Here is an 18,880-nt window from a genome sequence, read left to right as displayed (position 1 = left end):
CTGAGCCAGGATCAAACTCTCCATAAAAGAAATTTGATTAGCTCAAATTGTTTTGCTGGCATCATGTTTGATGTCCAAAATTTTGTTTCGTTCACTAACTCAAGGTTAGCTACTAAAAACTTTGTTGATTACGTTTTGCTTGTTCAGTTTTCAAGGTTCATTAGTTTGTCATATTTAAGTGACTTTCTATACTTTAACATAGTGTTAACTCTATGTCAATCATCTATGTTAGTATTTTTTTAAGTTGTCGTTTGTTTCGTAACAACGTTTATAAATATATCACCTTAATATTAAGTTTGCAAGAGATTTATTAAAGAAAAACTATTCTAATTAATTAATAAAGAGTTTCTTCTATAGTATTTATATCAACTTATCATCTACAACACCTCTGGTAAGAACATCACTTTAATCACATATTTCAAATCCCCTGATATCTCACATTAGTTTCTTCCCTTTTTCACTAACCATAAATTCTCTAATAAGAAAAGCACCTCAATTGTTAGTTTCGTTTTCTAACAATTAAGGTGCTGTTTTTCTTCAAATTGTGTATTTATAATTAGCGTACCCAGATAAAATATGCAAGGAAGACAAAAAATAATCCGTACATCATAGGGTGAATTTCTTTTTTACGACCCGCTAAAAGCATTGTTATTGGATAGAATACAAAGCCTATTGCAATACCAGTAGCGATTGAGTAACCAAGAGGCATCATAATTACTGTAAAGAAAGCTGGTACTGCAATCTCAAATTTATCCCAATCAATTAAACGTAATGAAGATACCATCAGAACACCTACAATTACTAGAGCTGGCGCTGTTACTGCTGGAGTCACCACAGCAAGTAATGGTGAGAAGAATAATGCTACCAGGAATAGTATTGCCGTTACTACAGCAGAGAAACCTGAACGAGCACCTGCTGCTACACCCGAAGTTGACTCTACATATGCTGTAGTTGTTGATGTACCAAATAAGGAACCAATTGTCGTTGCAAGAGCATCAGCCATCAATGCACGACTTGCACGTGGTAATTTATTATCTTTTACTAATCCTGCTTGTGTTGCAACTGCCATTAAAGTACCTGCTGTATCAAAGAAATCTACAAACAAGAATGTTAATACAACTACTAAAAATTTAACGTTTAATAATGAACCGAAGTCATGGAAAATCGGATCTAAAGCTACCATAAATGTAGAATCCACACTTGGAATTGCTGAAACAACTGCTGTAGGAGGCTCAATCACACCTGTAATCATACCTACAATTGCTGTTATAACCATCCCTAAGAAAATACCAATACTACGTAGTTTAATAATAAGAATAATTGAAAGGACGATTCCGAATACTGCTAGTAAAGTTGAACCAGTGAACGTCCCTAATGTCACCAATGTAGCTGGGCTATCTGTTATAATGCCTGCTCCTTGTAAACCAACAAATGTTATAAATAAACCAATACCAGCTGAAACCGCATATTTAAGTTGAACTGGAATTGCATTAATTACTGTTTCACGAATACCCGTTAATGAAAGAATGATAAAGATAACACCTGAGAAGAATACGCCTGTTAAACCTGTCTGCCAAGGAATACCGTAAGCTCCAACTACAGTGAAGGCAAAGAATGCGTTTAAGCCCATACCAGGAGCAAGGGAAATTGGGAATTTAGCGAATATACCCATAATCAGAGAACCCACTGTAGCTGCTAATGCTGTAGCTACGAATACAGCACCTTTATCCATTCCTGCGTTTTCTAACATACCAGGGTTAACAGCTAAAATGTAAGCCATAGCAAGGAATGTAGTAATACCACCTATTATTTCGCGGCGATAATTAGTTCCTAATTCATCGAACATGAAATACTTTTTCATTTTAAAGAAATCCTCCGTATGGTCGTCTTCAATATCGAAAACAAAAAAGACACACTGACTACTCTACTAGTCGCATGTCTACGATATATTTCACCACGATTATTGTGTGAAATTCATTAGTGTCTATACATTGGTATATATAACTAAAATCGTAGTCAAGTTATTTACGGTAACTTGGTAGAAACTCACGGGCCTTATCCCCGACATTATACGACGACATATTTAATTTACAATCGTAATATATCATTTCACTTTTCAGATTTCAACCCTATTTCCGAACATTTTTTATAAATATTACACGAAAGTTCGTGTAAATTTCTTAATTAATGTTCATATTTCAAAAAAATCGTTGCATAAATAGGTCAGGACTGAACGTTTTAAAATAAAAAATCCTCTAGGATCCATTCGAATTCTAGAGGATTTTAACTTCTTTCAGCAATTATTTTCTGTGGCGAAAGCAAAAAAACGATTCGCTTTCGCACAAAAAAACATGGCTGGACTAAGTACAAAGCCGATTCCGGACGCAATTATGCCGAGGCATAATTGCTTACAACGATTACAGGGAAAGCACCCTTGATCAACATATGTTTAATTCATCACTTTACTTTGCAAGAGTTGAATTCTTTTTTCTAATTTTTGTTTCCAATCTTCTGCTAATGCATCAACTGCTTGTATACGTTTCATCGCAAGTGCGTCTTTATTTTTAAAGTACACATCGTTGCAATGTAAAACTGATATACGCGCAGGGTGCTTTTCCATTAATTCAATTGTTGAATCTGCACAGATTGTCCCTTCTTCCAGTACCCGAGCAAGGAAGCCCGTATAACCTGTTTCAATTAAACGTTTGAGTAAGATGTTCGCCTCAGTATATTTATCAATCGTACTACACGGTACACGTCCTTGGGTAATTTGGATGACTGCATCACCTATTTTATAAATATCGCCAATACAAATATCAGCTTCCAACATATTCGTTACTGTTAAGTTTTCACCGAATGCTGCTGTCGGTAACGGTTTACCAAGTTCCTGTTCCCATTGTATGTAATGTTCCGCAGGATATAAACAAACGGCACGGTCAGGACCACCATGATGTTTTTTATCTGCTACATCGTCTCCTTCAAATCCACGAGCGGATAAATAAACTTCTTGTACTTTTCGTTTTTCAATCCCTGTTATCATTGAGCGCTCATTACTATAATGTAATTCTTTCGGCATACCAATAGCTAGTGTATGAATCATCGCAATATTGTTTTCCATTTCCATCCCCCTAAACAACGACATAGAGTCCTATTTATATTCATTAGTTTACTATACCTAACGCTTCGAAAGTATTATTCTTAAAGAAAGAATTTCAAGAACTGTAATATATTGCAGCTTAACATCCTCTACTTCTCAACTCCTAATTCCATAAAAATATACAGTTATTTTAATTCTATCAGCGGGTTTTACACATCCGTTGAAAAGTAACTTAAATCCGCATTCATCTTCCCAGCTATAGAAGCAGGAGATTTCTGTACTTGCCGCTACACTTTCGGTAAAAAGACATTTTGCTGAAAGCAATGTAACAAAACCTATTTATTTTGCAACAAAACGAAAAATCATCGTAAGTTTTGAGAAGTGTTGCTACGCTTAAAATAGAAAGGAGATCCACATGAAATTCAACTACATTTGGAATAACAATCAATCATCTTCTGAAATTGAGATTATCAGTAATCCATCGAATAAAGAATTGCTTTCGACAATTGAACAGCATTTTTTTCAATCTATAACATTAAGCGCAACAGATTTCAAAACAAATCGTCAGGTTATGATTGAACTCAATGACATCGAGGCAATTGAAGCATCTGGTCATTTCACCAAAATCTTTTTAATAAATGGTACAGAGCTATTGCTGAATAAGATTTTAAAAGAATTATCTTACTTGGAATCATTCGGATTGGTTCGAATCAATAATTCGATGATTTTGAATTTGAATCAAATACGCTCATTTGCTTCTGGAAGTCACGCTAGATTGGAAGTTATTACAAAACAACAAAATAAGTATATTGTCAGTAGACATTATGCAAAATCTATTAAGGAGAAATTGATATGATAAAAGACTTAAAAAATAGTTTTTTTTACGTTTCATTTTTGGGATTGATCTGGATTGTTTTTTTAATTACTATTTTTAATCTTCACGAAGAAATAGTCAACTTTCTTTATATTTGGAATTTAATTGGTATTAGCGTTCTGATGGGGATTGTTTTTGGTGTAGCTTATCCATATTTGTGGAACTACTCAACTTTAAAAGTAGCACCTAAAATTACTATTAGTACTTTTTTGAATTTTTTCTGTGGCATAGGAAGTGTATATCTTTTTTCACTGAAAGTATTTGAAATTATCAAACCTTATTTATTGCTAATTTTAGTAATAACGTTGATTGGTCATATCATCGGATTTTATTTTTTCTCAAAATATGAAAATAAAAAAATAGCGGATAGTTTGAATAGATCGCTTGAAAATTAAGGAGACTGAAATGAACCTCAATACTAGCTTACAAGTACTATTAAATGATATTGCTCAGAAACAAAAGAAGGGGCTTCCTTTTATAATGGCCTCAATATTTATTTGGGGAGTTATCACAGTAATTGCATTGCTACCTTTAGATTTAATGATTAAAAATATCGGTATTTTATCTTGTGGTGCATTGCTGTTTCCTGTTTCAACTCTTTGTGCCAAAATATTAAATGTTGATTTACTTTATAAAGAAAATCCATTAATTAATGGACTATTGATTGCAACAAACAATCAAATTTTATATTTAATTATTTGTATTCTTCTATTACTTAAAGCACCTATGTGGGTCTTACCTGTATATGCAATTATTTACGGTGCACATTTGTTACCCTACTCATTCTTTTATCAATCAAAAAGTTATCGATATAGTTCAATGTTTATTTGTATAGCTATTTTGATAAGTATAATTTTCTTCAATTTAAATATTATTTTTGTCCCGCTTATCGTAGAAATGGGTGTACTTTTCTTATTTTTAATGCTAAAAAAGGAAATTAAAAGCTAGTCTGAAAAAAATCAGACTAGCTTTTTATTTGAAATCAAATGAGGGGGATTATTCCCACTCGATAGTTGCAGGTGGCTTAGATGTAATATCGTACAGCACGCGGTTTACGTGTTTTACTTCGTTTACTAGGCGGACAGAGATTTTCTCTAATACATCCCAAGGAATACGTGCCCAGTCAGAAGTCATACCGTCGATAGATGTAACGGCACGGATACCGATTGCGTAGTCATACGTACGTGCATCGCCCATTACGCCAACTGAACGGATATCAGGTAATACCGTGAAGTATTGCCAGATGTCGCGATCAAGGCCAGCTTTTGCGATTTCCTCACGTAGAATGAAATCAGATTCGCGTACGATTTCTAGTTTTTCTTCTGTTACTTCGCCAAGTACACGGATACCTAGACCTGGGCCTGGGAATGGTTGACGCCAAACGATTTTTTCGTCAAGGCCAAGCTCTAATCCTAGTGCGCGCACTTCGTCTTTAAATAATGTGTTAAGTGGCTCAATTAATTGGAATTGCATGTCTTCAGGAAGACCACCAACGTTATGGTGAGATTTAATAGTTTGTGCAGTTGAAGTTCCAGATTCAATGATATCTGTGTAAAGCGTACCTTGTGCTAGGAAGTCCATTCCTTCAAGTTTAGCTGCTTCTTCATCGAATACGTAAATAAATTCGTTACCGATAATTTTACGTTTTTGCTCTGGATCAGAAACGCCCGCAAGTTTATCCATGAAACGTTGACGTGCATCAATTTTAATAAGATTCATGTCAAAGTCTTCTGTGAATGTTTTCATAACTTGCTCAACTTCACCTTTACGGTTTAAGTTGTGGTCAACGAACATACAAGTTAGTTGGTCGCCGATTGCTTTATGAATTAGGACAGCAACAACTGATGAGTCTACACCGCCAGAAAGTGCACATAATACTTTTTTGTCACCTACTATTTCGCGGATTTTTGCGATTTCAAGTTCAATGAAGTTTGCCATTGACCAATCACCTTTTGCTCCACAAATATCGAATACGAACTGACGTAATAAGTCGTTACCATATACAGAGTGACGTACTTCTGGGTGGAATTGTACTGCATATAGTTTACGTTCTACATTTGCCATTGCTGAGATTGGGCAAGCAGCACTTGTTGCGATTACTTCAAAACCAGCAGGTACTTCTGTTACATGGTCACCGTGGCTCATCCAAACGATTTGTTCAGTTGGTAAGTTACCGAATAACTTGTTTGGAGCTGTTACTTTAATTTCTGCTTTACCATATTCACGTGTTTCAGCACCTTCAACTTTACCACCTTGCGTATGTGCCATTAATTGCATACCATAGCAAATACCTAGGATAGGTAAACCTAATTCGAAAATAGCTGGGTCTACATGAAAGGCATTTTCGTCATAAACTGAGTTTGGACCACCCGAAAAGATAATACCTGCTGCGTTCATACCTTTAATTTCTTCTGCTGTAATCGTATGAGGATGTAACTCACTGAAAACACCAAATTCACGGATACGACGCGTAATCAATTGGTTAAATTGGCTACCGAAATCAAGAACAACGACTTTTTCTTGCTCTTTTAATAAAGGGCTTGCTGACAAAATTTCCACCTCTTCTACTATTTTTAAAGGAGCTTTTCATACGTTCAAAGAAAAACGCGTATGAAAGTAAAAACTTCCTACGCGTTCATAAGCTCTTGATTTATAAAGGCGAATGCGTAACAAAGAAAAGTGATTTCTAACCTTCTCACCTAACCAAAACATTCACCTTCATAGAGAAATCATTTACGGTGATCTCGTAGAAACATCCGAACCTTATTATCGAACTTATATGAAAGCAATCCTCATCATATATAATTTTTTTCATTTTACTCTTTGTACCCATCAAAATCAACTGATAGTGCGATTGATTAAATTTTCCCAACTTTCTTTCAGTTTCATAAAATCAACCTCTTGTTTATCTTTGCCATAAATATGTTGCTCATATACAGCAGTCAGTTTTTGCATCTCATCAGTCTCTAGCGATTCATCTACTCTTGTAGCAAATGCACGTAATGTTTCGCCATCTTTCCGGCGTAATCCAATACGAGATAATTGCTTCGTTAAAGCATGATATGAAGCATCAAAATTTGTCCAGTCCGCTTCTTTTTTACGAAATGCTCGTACTTGCATTTTAGGTATCCACGTTTTGCGTTGCATAAACAAAGCTATACTAGCGATGATTATTAAAACGCCTAGCGCAATCCATACATAAGTAAGCTTTTTCACCCATGTCCATATAGCATCAAAACTAAACGACGTTGAGCTAGAAGTTTCTTTCTTCGGCGCTTGTTCTTTCTTCTTCGGTTGCTCTTGTTTTTTTTCTGGCTGCAGTACTTGCTCCTGCTGAGGAGTTTCTTGTTCAATATCATAATCAATATTCACATTCCCCGTGAATCCAATTGTCGGTTCAAACTCCATCCAGCCTGTCCCGGGTACATATGCTTCGACCCATGAGTGTGCATTATCATTTGTAATTTGATACTCTTGTAAACCATCTGTTATTCGACCAGGCTTACCAGGTGCAAAGCCTTTCACCCAACGTGCGGGTATTCCCACCGAACGTAAGAGAACAACCATTGATGTTGAGAAATTATCACAGTAGCCAACTTTAGTATCAAATAAAAACTGATCAACATAATCTTGACCCTCAGCTGGAATTGCTACTTCTTTTTTATCGTATCTAAAGCCATGAGATGAAAAATATCTTTCAACTGCCTTTATTTGATCATATACCGAAGCCTTATCTTGCGTGATTTCTTTCGATAAATTCACTACACGTTGTGGAAGTGTGTTTGGTAATTGTAAAAAACGATCAAAAGACGAATCTAATGTTTCTAACGTGGATGTTTTAGACATTTGAAGCTGCTTCATGCTATATTCTGGTTCACTATAAGAGATCGTATAGTTAGTTAATAATTTCGACTCGCCATTCTGTTGTTCTATTGCTATTTTTTCAGTGTGTTCATCCTGAATAAACAGCGGTGAATCTTGGGCAGAAACAGATATCATGCCATACGTTTGCAATAAGAATGGCATTGGAGAAGCAATGTCTATTTGAATTTGACTTTCTTTTTCAGGAGATCCCACTTGTAACGAAGTTTGGATAGGGCTATTGGTTTGATAGACATTTTTGCCAAAGTTCCCCTCCGAAAGAATCCAACCCTTCGAAGTATAAGTATCCTTTGTATCTATACGCCAATAATGGCGATCACGGGAAGCTGCAGTAAAAATTAGTGTATTATCACCTTGAAACGGTCCTCCTAATCGACTATCATCCTCGCTGTAACCAACCGTTTTTGCACCTGTTCCAAAATTCCCTTGCCCTGCAACCCCTTTAATAAAAGGCACTGGATCAGCCCAGGTCGGTCCTGTCTTAGGTAAAAAGATGGCCACTGAACTTACAAGCATTACCGAAACGATCATTGGAATAACCAGTTTCCACTTTCCTATTACATTGCTCGGCGCATCTGTTTGAAGCCATAAGCGCTTAACAAAAAGCAAGCCAGTCATGATTAATCCAAGCACTGTAACTTTAACAATTGCTACCTTTCCATCATAATCACTAAACGTATCTAGAGTGGCAATAAAGAATACCGTTAACGCGAAGAAATAGAATATATTTTTCCGCACAGTAATCCAATGATGAATTAGGTAAATTAACATCCAAACAAGCGCAAGGAATAGCACCGTTCTAAATGAATCTGATACTTGTCCAAAATCGCCCGAAAGAATAGTCGTCATATTCCATTTCCATTCATGCATTAGAAATGGTAATGTCTGTCCTGATATAAAGGGACTTTCACTATAAACAAACACTATAAACCAAGTAATATAACCAAATTTCACTAACCCCGACAACAATGGATGTACTTGAAATAAGCTGAGTATCAATGATAGACCGATAAAAACTAAAAATAAATGAAACAAACCTGTATTTGTTAGCTCCATTACAGGAATAAGCCATTCACGTAAAATTAGGAAAATAATTACGTAAGCTATTGCTAATTCTATAAAATCTCCTAGTGATTTTTTCACGGCTTCATCACCTCCGTGAACAAATGGTAATAATCTGTTGGATTTACATGTACAACTTGAATTTGCTTATAACGTTTCGCCAGCTCTGTTTGCATAGGTGGCTGCTCCGCCACTACAAAACAAATACAGCTTTTCACCATAGTTGCAAGAGAATGAAGTAATTCATCTGATACTTCACTCGTCACATACAGTAATGTTGCAATATGCTTAAACACTTGCTGATTTCGTAATTGAAATTTGACAGTTTCAGCAGGTTTTATAGCAGCTAAATGATGCATTACTTGATCTAGCTGTTTATTACCTTGGATAATCGGAAACACCTTCGTTTTAGAACCAGCTGAAGTAAATGAAATATCTCCACGTTCTCCGACAATTGTTTGTAGCATCGATGCCACAAGCTCAATTTTTTCTTCAAATAACGGAGACTTTCCGGCATGGAGTACTAACATTAACTCCTGTGATTGACGATCTTCAAATTCCTTAGATTGCAACGTTTGTGTTTTCGCAAATGATTTCCAGTGAATCCATGAAAAACGGTCACCTGGAACATACTCACGTAAGCCAACAGCCATGGATGTATCCTTCACAATCGAATAAGGAGACATCATTGTACCAACATCAAATTTTGTTTGAAGCGCGGCATACTTCATCTCGCGTACTCTCGGGTAAACTAAAATGACTTGTTCCTTTTCTGCCACAACTCGCTTTTTTGCCCAGCCAAAAAAATCACAGAAAACAATATTAACACCTAAGTAACGATGCTCGCCACGGGACATATTTTCCAACATGTAATCCCAGCTAAATTTTTTCTTGAAGCCAACGAACTTAATGGTATTCGTTCCTTGAACCCTCGATTGAACAAGGGCTTCACTGTTCACAAGTTCCTCCATCATCATATAAGCAAACGGAAAGCGTGTTTTTCGTTCTACCGTAATGGTAACCTTAGTAGATTGTCCACTCTCAACATGAGAGGGCTCAATTTTGCGTTCCACTAGCAAAATATCTTCTTTCACCAGTAAAAAAATAAATGCGTATAGCAAAAACGGACTAACTGTAAAAAATACAAACCAGCTGACAAACCCACCTTGGAACATGGCATAACAAAACGTTATGATTATTAACAAAGATACTAATAAGAAATGTTTACTTTTCTCTATTAAAGCTTGCCATTTCTTCATTGCTCTGCAAACCTCTTAGTCGGCACGGGTGTTTTTGCAATAATTCGCTCAATAATTTCCTCTGCCGTTACGTTATCATAACGAGCATCTGGTTTTAATACTAGACGATGACTAAAAACAAACGGTACTAAATATTGAACATCATCAGGAGTAACATAACTACGCCCTTTTATAAATGCATAAGCTTGTGAAGCCTTCATTAAAGCAATCGTTGCGCGAGGACTTACGCCTAAATATACATAGCTATTTTCCCTTGTTTGAGCTGCTAGTTCGACCATATAGTTTTTGACTGAATCCTCAACATACACACCCTGTACAAGCTCCTGTAATTCATTTAATTGCGCAACCGTTAGCACTGCTTCAATTTTCTCAATCGGTTTACCATGTTCAGCACGGCGAAGAATCTCCACTTCTTGACCTCTTGAAGGATAGCCCATTTTTATTTTTAGTAAGAAACGATCAAGCTGTGCTTCTGGTAACGGATATGTTCCCTCATGCTCAATTGGGTTTTGAGTGGCCATAACGAAAAATGGTTGATTAATTATTAAGGTTTTACCATCAATAGTGACAGATGCTTCCTCCATCGCCTCAAGTAAAGCAGATTGTGTTTTTGGAGATGTACGGTTAATTTCATCAGCTAAAATTACGTCACCCATAATCGGACCAGGTCGAAACTCGAATTCCAACGTTTTCGGATTATAGATGGATACCCCTACAACATCTGATGGTAATAAATCAGGTGTAAATTGAATCCTTTTAAACTGTGCATCAAAGGATTTAGCCAGTGCTCGCACCATCATTGTTTTACCGACACCTGGTACGTCCTCAAGCAAGACATGTCCTCTTGCTAGCAAAGCTACTATACTGAGTTCTGCAACTTCTCTTTTGCCTATCATTACTTTTTCTATATTTTCTAATACATCTTGTATTTGTGAATTCATAAATCAAAAAAACCTCCTATTTCATTCTTAACAATTGTTCGAATTGCATGATAACTTCTTCAAGAATAACGAAATATGTTTAGTAACACAATTATATGAGACGTTCCTTTATTGCTAGTTTAAGCACTTATCGAGAAAAGTAATACTGCTTCAGCATGAAAAAGAAGGCTTGTCTGAATATAATTCAAACAAACCTATCTTTTAGTATAACGTCATTACCTATCAAAATGTTACAAATTTAATTTTTTTAACCATAAATTCTCTAACGAAGATGAATTTTCTTGTAAAAGTATTTCCTTTAATTCACCAGAAAAAAGTATGTTTCCTTCATGTAAAACTAATACATCGTCTGCTACTTCCTCCGCAAAAGCAAGCAAATGCGTAGAAAATATTACAGTACAGCCCCTTGTTTTTTCCTCTAGCATCATTTTTTTCAGCTCTGCAATCCAATAAGGATCAAGACCATTTGTGGGCTCATCTAAAATAAGCAGAGAGCCCTCGCCAAGTAAACTTTGAGCGAGATTTAGCCGTTGACGCATCCCCTTTGAGAAATGCTTCACTTTTTGTTTACGAACATCCCATAAAGCAACACGTCTCAGTACATCTTCCTGTCCTTTGTTTCCAATTTTCTTTAAAGAGGCAAGTAGCTGCAAAATTTCTGCAGCTGTTAACATAGAGGGAAAGTCCACATCGTCAGGCATGTATCGAATAGCTTGTGGTTTATGCCATATTATTTCTCCTGATTTTTGCTTCTCCTGTCCAGTTAGCAGGCGAATTAAAGTACTCTTTCCAGCACCATTTCCTCCTACAAGCGCTAAAATACGCCCCGCCTGTAAAGAAAAGGAGGCTTCATGAAGACCTCTATTATTATCATAGATATTTGATAATTTCTTTGTTTCTAATAGCATTATCTTCTGTCCCCTTTCTATCAATTATGCCTCGGCATAATTGCGTCCAGAATCAGCTTTGTGCTTTGGCCTGCGTGATGCAGGTCAGTTAGCCGTTATCGTATGGATGCGATGATTTAAGGCTAACATCCTCTAAGCACTCCTTTCCGATTCTGTGACATCCGCCGGAGGCTTATCTTCTTTCACTGAAAAAAGATAAAAGAAAGCTAGTGTAAGCTAACGGACAAACTATCCAAAGCATTGTCACAGCTACGTATACAGCGTAACCTAGTGGTGACGAATAGAACTGCGTTACTTTATAAAATGCTGGTCCAAGCACACTAGCCTGATCTGTAAAAATAAAATAACCAAAGCGCAGCCACTCCACAGGATTAATATGTATTGCTATAATCGTCAATTTTTGAAGAATATGTCCTGCCACGACAGTTCCAATAGCCATTAAAGAGTAAGAGATTAGCAATAAAAAAATGGACCAAAAAACAAGTGATAACGACAGTGCAAATAATCTTGTTTTTGCAAAAGCTCCCACAGCAATGGCCAATGACACAAAAATGAAGATACATAGCAAAGTTAGAATAATGAAAACAAATGGCAAACGCACTCCGCCAAGAAATCCACCAAGCGCTAAAATCACGCCAAACGCCACGACAACGACTAATAAAAAGGCAAGCACAGAGGCAATATACTTTCCTGCAATATATTGCGTCCGTGTCATCGGATATGTCTTTAATAATGAAAACCATCCTGATTCCACATCACCAGCGACACTCATACTGCCGATCGTTAATATAAACAGAGGCAATAAAAACAACAATACATTTAAAAACGAGGCTGTTTGTCGAGTAAAACCCTCTACATCTGGTAATGCCATTTGCTGAATGACAATGATAGCTGTAAAAACGAATGTGAACAGTATGCCAACAAGTTGCATCCAACGACTTCTGAGCATTTGCTTTAATTCTAGTTTAATAAGCATGCTATACATCACTCATGGATCCCCCATTTAAAATCGTGTAAATCCTTATAGGCTAGCAGCTGACCTTGTCCCTCTGTAGTCATCCACTCCTGTGCTGCTTCCTTCGAATCGAGCGCCACTACCCCATAGTTCATCGGAGTCCAATAATCCTTGTTGTATACATAAACAGCGTTAAAAACGTCAATCCATTCATTTTTTACTGCATCTTTAATAAAGGCTGCTCCAATATCACCTTCTCCATTCGCTTCTATATATTCCATCAGACAGCCAATGTCATCAAACATCTCATAATCACCATTCTTCAACGCAATCTGACCAGCATATGCATTGTGAACTATACTCATATTGCAAATTTTACAAACATCGGTTTCACTAACTATTTCACGAGGCTCATATGTTTTTTCACTACACCCCATCAAAACACCAAAACATAGCATGACAATCATCATCCGTTTTTTCATTCTGTTATTCCTCTTTTCCATAGCCATAAACTACTTAATGTCAAGAATAAGCCTATTAGCATTTGCACCACATTTATCTTATTCTTCTCGTTCACATGCTTTACCGCCAATTGTGGAGTATTATCAACAAGCATGTTCTTTTCAGTTTTATTTATTTGCTGATCCAGCGATGTTAGTAAAATGACGCTCGGAGATTCCACGAAATATTGATAAACAGGTTGGCGTACCATCCATTGTCCAAAGCTTGACACAGCCACATACGGAATATCACCGATACCATTGTCTTTTAAGTCAATCCCTGAATAATCATCATAATAATTACTTACTAGTTGAAAGCCTTGTTTATCGGAGCGCGCCGTTAAAATATTACCTGTAAAGTTATTACTACTAGCCATTGTATCGCCACTTATATTTGTACCTTCAAGGGCTGTTTGGTTCATCTGAAAATCATTTATTTTAATTCGGATATTAGAACTTTTCTGCATCGCAACACCAGTTCGATTATTTTTGAATGTGTTATGTTTAATTTTTGCTTGCTGTACATCATACAGCAGCATACCGTAGCCATTAAAATCAAAATGATTAGCTACTATATTATTTTCAAGGAATATGTCTGTTGTCATCATAATCATAAAGCCAGTCACATTTTGATCATATGTATTAAAAAGTGCTTTAGCGTTACTTGTATACATAAAATGCGTACCGTAACGACTGCTTGTCACCTTATTACGTTGAACAACAATATGCTTGACCTCTTCTATATAAATTCCGTCCTGCACTTGCTCAATAGTATTCCCTTCGATGGTGATGTCTTCACTCTTGAAAACAGCCACCCCATTACCTTTTTTCGAATAATGACCTTCGATACCAGTCACATTGATATCATGTACGTGTATATTTTTAGAACGTTGTATATGGACACCTGTATGAACATCTTTAATTTGTAATTTTCGTAGCTCCAGTCCATCTACAGTATTAGCAACAATCACTTTATTTTTCCCTGATAACGTTATATTTTCCACAGTGACATTCGCAGTATTTTCAATTCGGAGTGCAGGTTTATCCCTTTCACCGATAAGTTCGGTTCCTTCTTCACCTTGTAGCGTTATCGGTTTTGTCACAATAAAATTACCTTGGTAACGACCAGCAGGAATATGAACGACCTCCCCTGGCTTTGCTCCATTGATTGCCTTCTGTACATCGAAATCTGCGTATACTGTCTGACTCATGAATAGAAAAAATAATAAGGCAAACCCTATTTTTTTCACCAAGCCTTACCTCCTAGTTAAGCACGAAAAGACTAGAGGATTCCCCCTAGTCCATTCGATTAATGACCATGACCATCAGGTTTCTTTTCTTCCATTTGCATAGAATCAGATTCACCTTTAGCTTCTTTTTCAGCTTTTTCTTTCATTTTCTTATTACGACGCTCTAATGCATCGTCTTTAATTTTTTGTAATTCCTCTACATGTGCAGTTGGATTGTCAGCGATATATTTGTCCGCATCAGCTTTATCGTTGAAATAAATATATCCCCAGTTCATCGGAGATTTTAGGTCTGTTTTGACGATCGTTGCATCATCAACCTTTACCCAATCTTTTGTAATAAAATCACGTACAAATTTTTCGTTCGTTTCATTATTTGCAACCTCGGCATTTACTAAACAGCCTATGTCATCATAAAAGGCAATTGTTCCATCCTCTTTTATAGCTTGAGTAGAGAATTCACCCATATCTTCGTCCTTCAAATATACTTTCATATTACACATTTCACACATTGTGCCTTCTTTTGGTTCTTGTAAACGTGGATCCACTAAAGAAGCGACTTGCGTAGTTTTATCCTTTGCTTCTGCTTCACTTGTTGTAACATCTTGCTTAGACTCTTCTTTCTTAACTTGATCTTTTTCTGCGCCACACGCCGCGAGTAAAAGTAATGCTGCAAGTGCAGGTAACCATATTTTTTTCACAATTGTTTCCCCCAATATTTCTTTTTTCTATTGCTACTAAATACTTTACAGGCAAGTTGTGAAATAAGATGAAAATAGCTGTGAAATATCGGAAAAATTACCTTGAATATTCATTGAACATCTCGACTTCAAATATTTTGAATAAAAAATATATAATTTCCATTTTCACACCTTACATTCAAGGTCAATGAAATTGAAGTCCTATTTATGGCTCTTCGGCAAAACGAGGAGTTGATTTCCGCTCCGACTGGGGGGTGTTAGGGAAACAGATGTTTTTGTGCGAAAGCGTAGCGACAGCAACAACAGGTTTTATCTGTGCGAAAGCGTAGCGACAGCAACAAATGATTTTTGGTCTAAAGGAAAGCCGAGTAGTTTGAACGAAAATTATCCTCATATAAAGTCCACAACATTTTTCCAATAAAAAAACTCTCTACATCCAGAATAACGTAGAGAGTTCGATTTTTGATGTTATATTGACGAGCGGTAACTATTGAGAAGCCTCTTTTGCTTGCTGACAAGACTTAGCTTAACGGCAGTTTCATTTAATTCATTGCGTATTTGTAAATCGTAAGCACTGTCCACATAACTAGCCGCTATATTATTAGGACGTTGCTGCTGAATTTGTTTAGTTTTACTTAAATGCTTTTTATCTTTATTCTTTTGCAGACTATTTTTAAACTGTTGTTTCGGATTTTGTCCGAAATTATGGCTTAAATCCCCGGCATGTAGATACTGTTGTTCGTTACGAAATATACTACTAGTCGTCGCACTTACTCTAGAAGTCCTCATAAATAATTACCCTCCTTTACTTTTTATCTACTTTGTAGGTATATATATCGACATTATATGCTTGAACTTAATAATACAGAACCAAAATGCTTAAAAAAAAGAGAAAAGAACTATAAGAAAAAGTATTTTTCACTTTTTCTTACCACTCTTTCCCCAAATATTCATCACAAACGCTAGGATTGACTTATAATGGAATATTTTTCAAATAACATCTTCAGTAATGAACTTTATACATTATTTCCAAAAATCATCAAAGATTGTAATTGGCATATGACGTTTGTGCTGAGAACGTAAATAGTGCCCTTCTAATGTTTTTCGAGCTTCTTCAGGAATTTCCTTTCCCTCCAAATAATCATCAATTTGGTCATACGTTAAACCAAGTGCTACTTCATCTGGTAATGAAGGACGATCTTCCTCTAAATCTGCAGTTGGTATCTTTAAATATAAGTGCTCCGGGCAATCAAGCACAGCTAACAACTGCTTACCCTGACGCTTGTTAAGACGGTAGATAGGCATTAAATCTGCACCACCATCCCCAAATTTTGTGTAAAAACCTGTAATTGCCTCCGCAGCATGATCTGTCCCTAGCACAACAGCATTATTCATGGCAGCAATAGAATACTGCACCTTCATTCGCTCACGTGCCTTTTCATTGCCTTTTACAAAATCGCTTAGTTCAATACCCGCATTCGTTAATGCTTTAACACTTGCATCGACTGCATCTTTAATATTGACCGTATACGTTTTCGTAGGTTTTATATAGTCAATTGCATCCTGGCAGTCCTTTTCATCTGCTTGGACACCATATGGTAAACGAACAGCCCAAAATGAGTACTTCTCTTCTCCCACCTCGGCATTTAACTCGTTAATCGCAAGCTGCGTTAATTTTCCAGTTAACGTGGAGTCTTGCCCACCTGATATCCCGAGAACAAATCCCTTTACGAAGCTATAGCGACGAGCATATTCCTTTAAAAAATCAATGGATTTGCGAATCTCTTCCTGCGCATCAATTGTAGGTAATACACGTAATTCCTTAATGATTTCTTGCTGTAATGTCATTTTGTCCTTCACTCCTTACGTTTTACAATCGATTGACCATTTCACTTACTTCTTCAATATTGCGCATTTTATTATTCCAGCATTTTTGGCTTAAATCCACCGGGTATTCCTCAGGGTTCATGGCACGTTTATATTCATCCCATAACAACTCTAAATTATTTGCTGCATAATCGCGCATTTCTTCCAAAGTAGGATTTTGATAAATTATTTCACCATTTTTAATCACATGAAGATGTAAATTTTTAGCTTCAAAGTTCGTTACAAATTTTGATACGAAAGTATGAACAGGGTGGAACATTTTAATTCGTTCCTCTGATTGAGGATTTTCATCTTGCATCGTAATGTAATCTCCCTCTGCCTTGCCATTCTTTCTATCAATAATGCGATATACATGTTTAAGACCTGGCGTCGTTACCTTTTCAGCATTCGCTGAAATTTTAATCGTATCTTCTAAATCCCCATTGTTATTTTCAATAGCGACCATTTTATAAACAGCCCCTAAAGCAGGTTGGTCATAAGCTGTAATAAGCTTTGTACCAATTCCCCACACGTCTACTTTTGCACCTTGAGCCTTTAAGTTTAAGATCGTGTATTCATCTAAGTCATTTGATACGATAATTTTAGCGTCCTTGAAACCTGCCTCATCTAACATGCGACGTGCTTCTTTTGACAAGAACGCTATATCCCCACTATCTAAACGAATTCCAATAAAATTAATTTTGTCACCAAGTTCTTTAGCAACTTGAATTGCTGTTGGCACACCCGATTTTAACGTATTGTAAGTATCTACAAGGAATACGCAATCTCGATGACGTTTTGCATAGGAGTGAAATGCATCATAGTCATTTTTATAGGCCTGAACCAGTGCATGAGCATGTGTACCTGATACTGGTATATTAAAAAGTTTACCTGCTCGCACATTACTAGTTGAAGCAAAACCACCAATAAACGCTGCACGCGTTCCCCAAATTGCCGCGTCCATCTCCTGAGCGCGTCGTGTACCGAACTCCATCGCCACTTCATTTTTTATAATTTGTTTAATACGACTAGCCTTTGTTGCAATTAAGGTTTGGTAATTCACAATGTTAAGTAATGCAGTTTCAATGAGTTGTGCTTCCACTAATGGAGCTTCAATGCGGATAATTGGTTCATTAGCGAAAACAGTTTCTCCTTCCACCATAGAATACATATCCCCTGTAAAACGAATATTTTTTAAATACTCGATAAAATCCTCTTTATAGCCAACCTCTTCACGTAAATACGTTATATCCGAATCAGAGAAACGAAAATCACGTAAATACTCAAGAATTCTCTCTAACCCCGCAAAAATTGCATAACCATTGCCAAAAGGTAATTTTCTAAAATATAGTTCGAAAACTGCTTTTCTATTATGTATACCATCAGCCCAATACGATTCTGCCATATTGATTTGGTACAAGTCCGTGTGTAGCGCTAAGCTATCATCTGCATAGTTTGATCTCACAAGAAACCCCTTCTTCCGCTTTGATAATTAGTCCTAGTATACACTATATACCCAAAATCTTGCGTATTACATCCTCCTACTTTAATGTTAGATTTCCTCACATGAGTAGTCAGAAAATTTCAA

The 18,880-nt window shown here is 36.4% G+C and carries 17 protein-coding genes and 2 riboswitches; of the genes, 3 read left to right on the top strand and 14 right to left on the bottom strand.

Annotated features, from left to right (window positions below; genetic code table 11):
- Positions 1-556: 556 nt before the first annotated feature.
- Both ACFVT8_RS23065 and ACFVT8_RS23060 read right to left on the bottom strand, forming a co-directional pair.
- Entirely contained in the window at positions 557-1,861 is a 1,305-nt protein-coding gene (locus tag ACFVT8_RS23065; protein WP_100546114.1) for an NCS2 family permease, read from the bottom strand.
- 132 nt (positions 1,862-1,993) lie between these two features.
- A riboswitch (purine riboswitch) is annotated at positions 1,994-2,095 on the bottom strand.
- 354 nt (positions 2,096-2,449) lie between these two features.
- Positions 2,450-3,118, bottom strand: coding sequence for an MOSC domain-containing protein (locus tag ACFVT8_RS23060; RefSeq protein ID WP_387085939.1), 669 nt, complete (start codon positions 3,116-3,118; stop codon positions 2,450-2,452).
- A gap of 394 nt (positions 3,119-3,512) precedes the next feature.
- On the opposite strand from ACFVT8_RS23060, the gene ACFVT8_RS23055 reads away from it, so the two are divergent.
- From ACFVT8_RS23055 to ACFVT8_RS23045, 3 genes are read left to right on the top strand one after another with little or no spacing between them, the layout of a single operon-like run.
- Positions 3,513-3,953: a LytTR family DNA-binding domain-containing protein gene (locus ACFVT8_RS23055; RefSeq protein ID WP_387085936.1), complete on the top strand. Its 441-nt coding sequence runs from the start codon at positions 3,513-3,515 to the stop codon at positions 3,951-3,953.
- Complete coding sequence (locus ACFVT8_RS23050) at positions 3,950-4,366, top strand: hypothetical protein (RefSeq protein ID WP_387085933.1); 417 nt, start codon at positions 3,950-3,952, stop codon at positions 4,364-4,366. The genes ACFVT8_RS23055 and ACFVT8_RS23050 overlap by 4 nt, the downstream gene beginning before the upstream one ends.
- A 10-nt stretch (positions 4,367-4,376) precedes the next feature.
- Positions 4,377-4,919: a DUF7010 family protein gene (locus ACFVT8_RS23045; protein ID WP_387085930.1), complete on the top strand. Its 543-nt coding sequence runs from the start codon at positions 4,377-4,379 to the stop codon at positions 4,917-4,919.
- A 48-nt stretch (positions 4,920-4,967) separates the two neighbouring features.
- Here the strand turns inward: ACFVT8_RS23045 and guaA are convergent, their stop codons facing one another.
- The 12 genes from guaA to ACFVT8_RS22985 form a co-directional block, all read right to left on the bottom strand.
- Complete coding sequence (gene guaA, locus ACFVT8_RS23040; RefSeq protein ID WP_387085927.1) at positions 4,968-6,521, bottom strand: glutamine-hydrolyzing GMP synthase; 1,554 nt, start codon at positions 6,519-6,521, stop codon at positions 4,968-4,970.
- Between the two features lie 151 nt (positions 6,522-6,672).
- Positions 6,673-6,774: riboswitch (purine riboswitch) on the bottom strand.
- 35 nt (positions 6,775-6,809) lie between these two features.
- Entirely contained in the window at positions 6,810-8,996 is a 2,187-nt protein-coding gene (locus tag ACFVT8_RS23035; RefSeq protein WP_387085924.1) for a transglutaminase TgpA family protein, read from the bottom strand.
- Positions 8,993-10,174 carry a DUF58 domain-containing protein gene (locus ACFVT8_RS23030; protein ID WP_387085921.1) on the bottom strand — a complete coding sequence of 394 codons (1,182 nt, stop codon included), beginning with the start codon at positions 10,172-10,174 and terminating at the stop codon, positions 8,993-8,995. The genes ACFVT8_RS23035 and ACFVT8_RS23030 overlap by 4 nt, the downstream gene beginning before the upstream one ends.
- The gene (locus tag ACFVT8_RS23025) at positions 10,171-11,115 is read right to left on the bottom strand and encodes an AAA family ATPase (RefSeq protein WP_387085918.1); all 945 of its coding nucleotides are present in this window, start codon (positions 11,113-11,115) and stop codon (positions 10,171-10,173) included. Before ACFVT8_RS23025 ends, ACFVT8_RS23030 begins: the two co-directional genes overlap by 4 nt.
- Positions 11,116-11,345: 230 nt before the next feature.
- Complete coding sequence (locus ACFVT8_RS23020; protein ID WP_387085915.1) at positions 11,346-12,023, bottom strand: ABC transporter ATP-binding protein; 678 nt, start codon at positions 12,021-12,023, stop codon at positions 11,346-11,348.
- Between the two features lie 172 nt (positions 12,024-12,195).
- Complete coding sequence (locus ACFVT8_RS23015; RefSeq protein ID WP_387085963.1) at positions 12,196-13,008, bottom strand: ABC transporter permease; 813 nt, start codon at positions 13,006-13,008, stop codon at positions 12,196-12,198.
- Entirely contained in the window at positions 13,008-13,460 is a 453-nt protein-coding gene (locus tag ACFVT8_RS23010) for a nitrous oxide reductase accessory protein NosL (protein WP_387085912.1), read from the bottom strand. Before ACFVT8_RS23010 ends, ACFVT8_RS23015 begins: the two co-directional genes overlap by 1 nt.
- Positions 13,457-14,728, bottom strand: a complete 1,272-nt coding sequence (locus tag ACFVT8_RS23005; protein ID WP_387085909.1) for a right-handed parallel beta-helix repeat-containing protein — start codon at positions 14,726-14,728, stop codon at positions 13,457-13,459. Before ACFVT8_RS23005 ends, ACFVT8_RS23010 begins: the two co-directional genes overlap by 4 nt.
- 59 nt (positions 14,729-14,787) lie before the next feature.
- Complete coding sequence (locus tag ACFVT8_RS23000; RefSeq protein WP_387085906.1) at positions 14,788-15,426, bottom strand: nitrous oxide reductase accessory protein NosL; 639 nt, start codon at positions 15,424-15,426, stop codon at positions 14,788-14,790.
- Between the two features lie 468 nt (positions 15,427-15,894).
- Positions 15,895-16,215, bottom strand: coding sequence for an NAD synthetase (locus ACFVT8_RS22995; RefSeq protein WP_387085903.1), 321 nt, complete (start codon positions 16,213-16,215; stop codon positions 15,895-15,897).
- A gap of 234 nt (positions 16,216-16,449) precedes the next feature.
- Complete coding sequence (gene nadE / locus ACFVT8_RS22990; RefSeq protein WP_387085900.1) at positions 16,450-17,274, bottom strand: ammonia-dependent NAD(+) synthetase; 825 nt, start codon at positions 17,272-17,274, stop codon at positions 16,450-16,452.
- A gap of 22 nt (positions 17,275-17,296) precedes the next feature.
- Positions 17,297-18,757 (bottom strand): nicotinate phosphoribosyltransferase, encoded by a 1,461-nt coding sequence (locus ACFVT8_RS22985; protein ID WP_387085897.1) that lies wholly within the window; start codon positions 18,755-18,757, stop codon positions 17,297-17,299.
- Between the last annotated feature and the right edge of the window lie 123 nt (positions 18,758-18,880).

The organism is Lysinibacillus sp. NPDC058147 (genome assembly GCF_042884205.1).
Lineage (GTDB): Bacteria > Bacillota > Bacilli > Bacillales_A > Planococcaceae > Lysinibacillus.
Note: the sequence above shows the minus strand (reverse complement) of the source record. Positions and strands in the feature narration are given on the sequence as shown.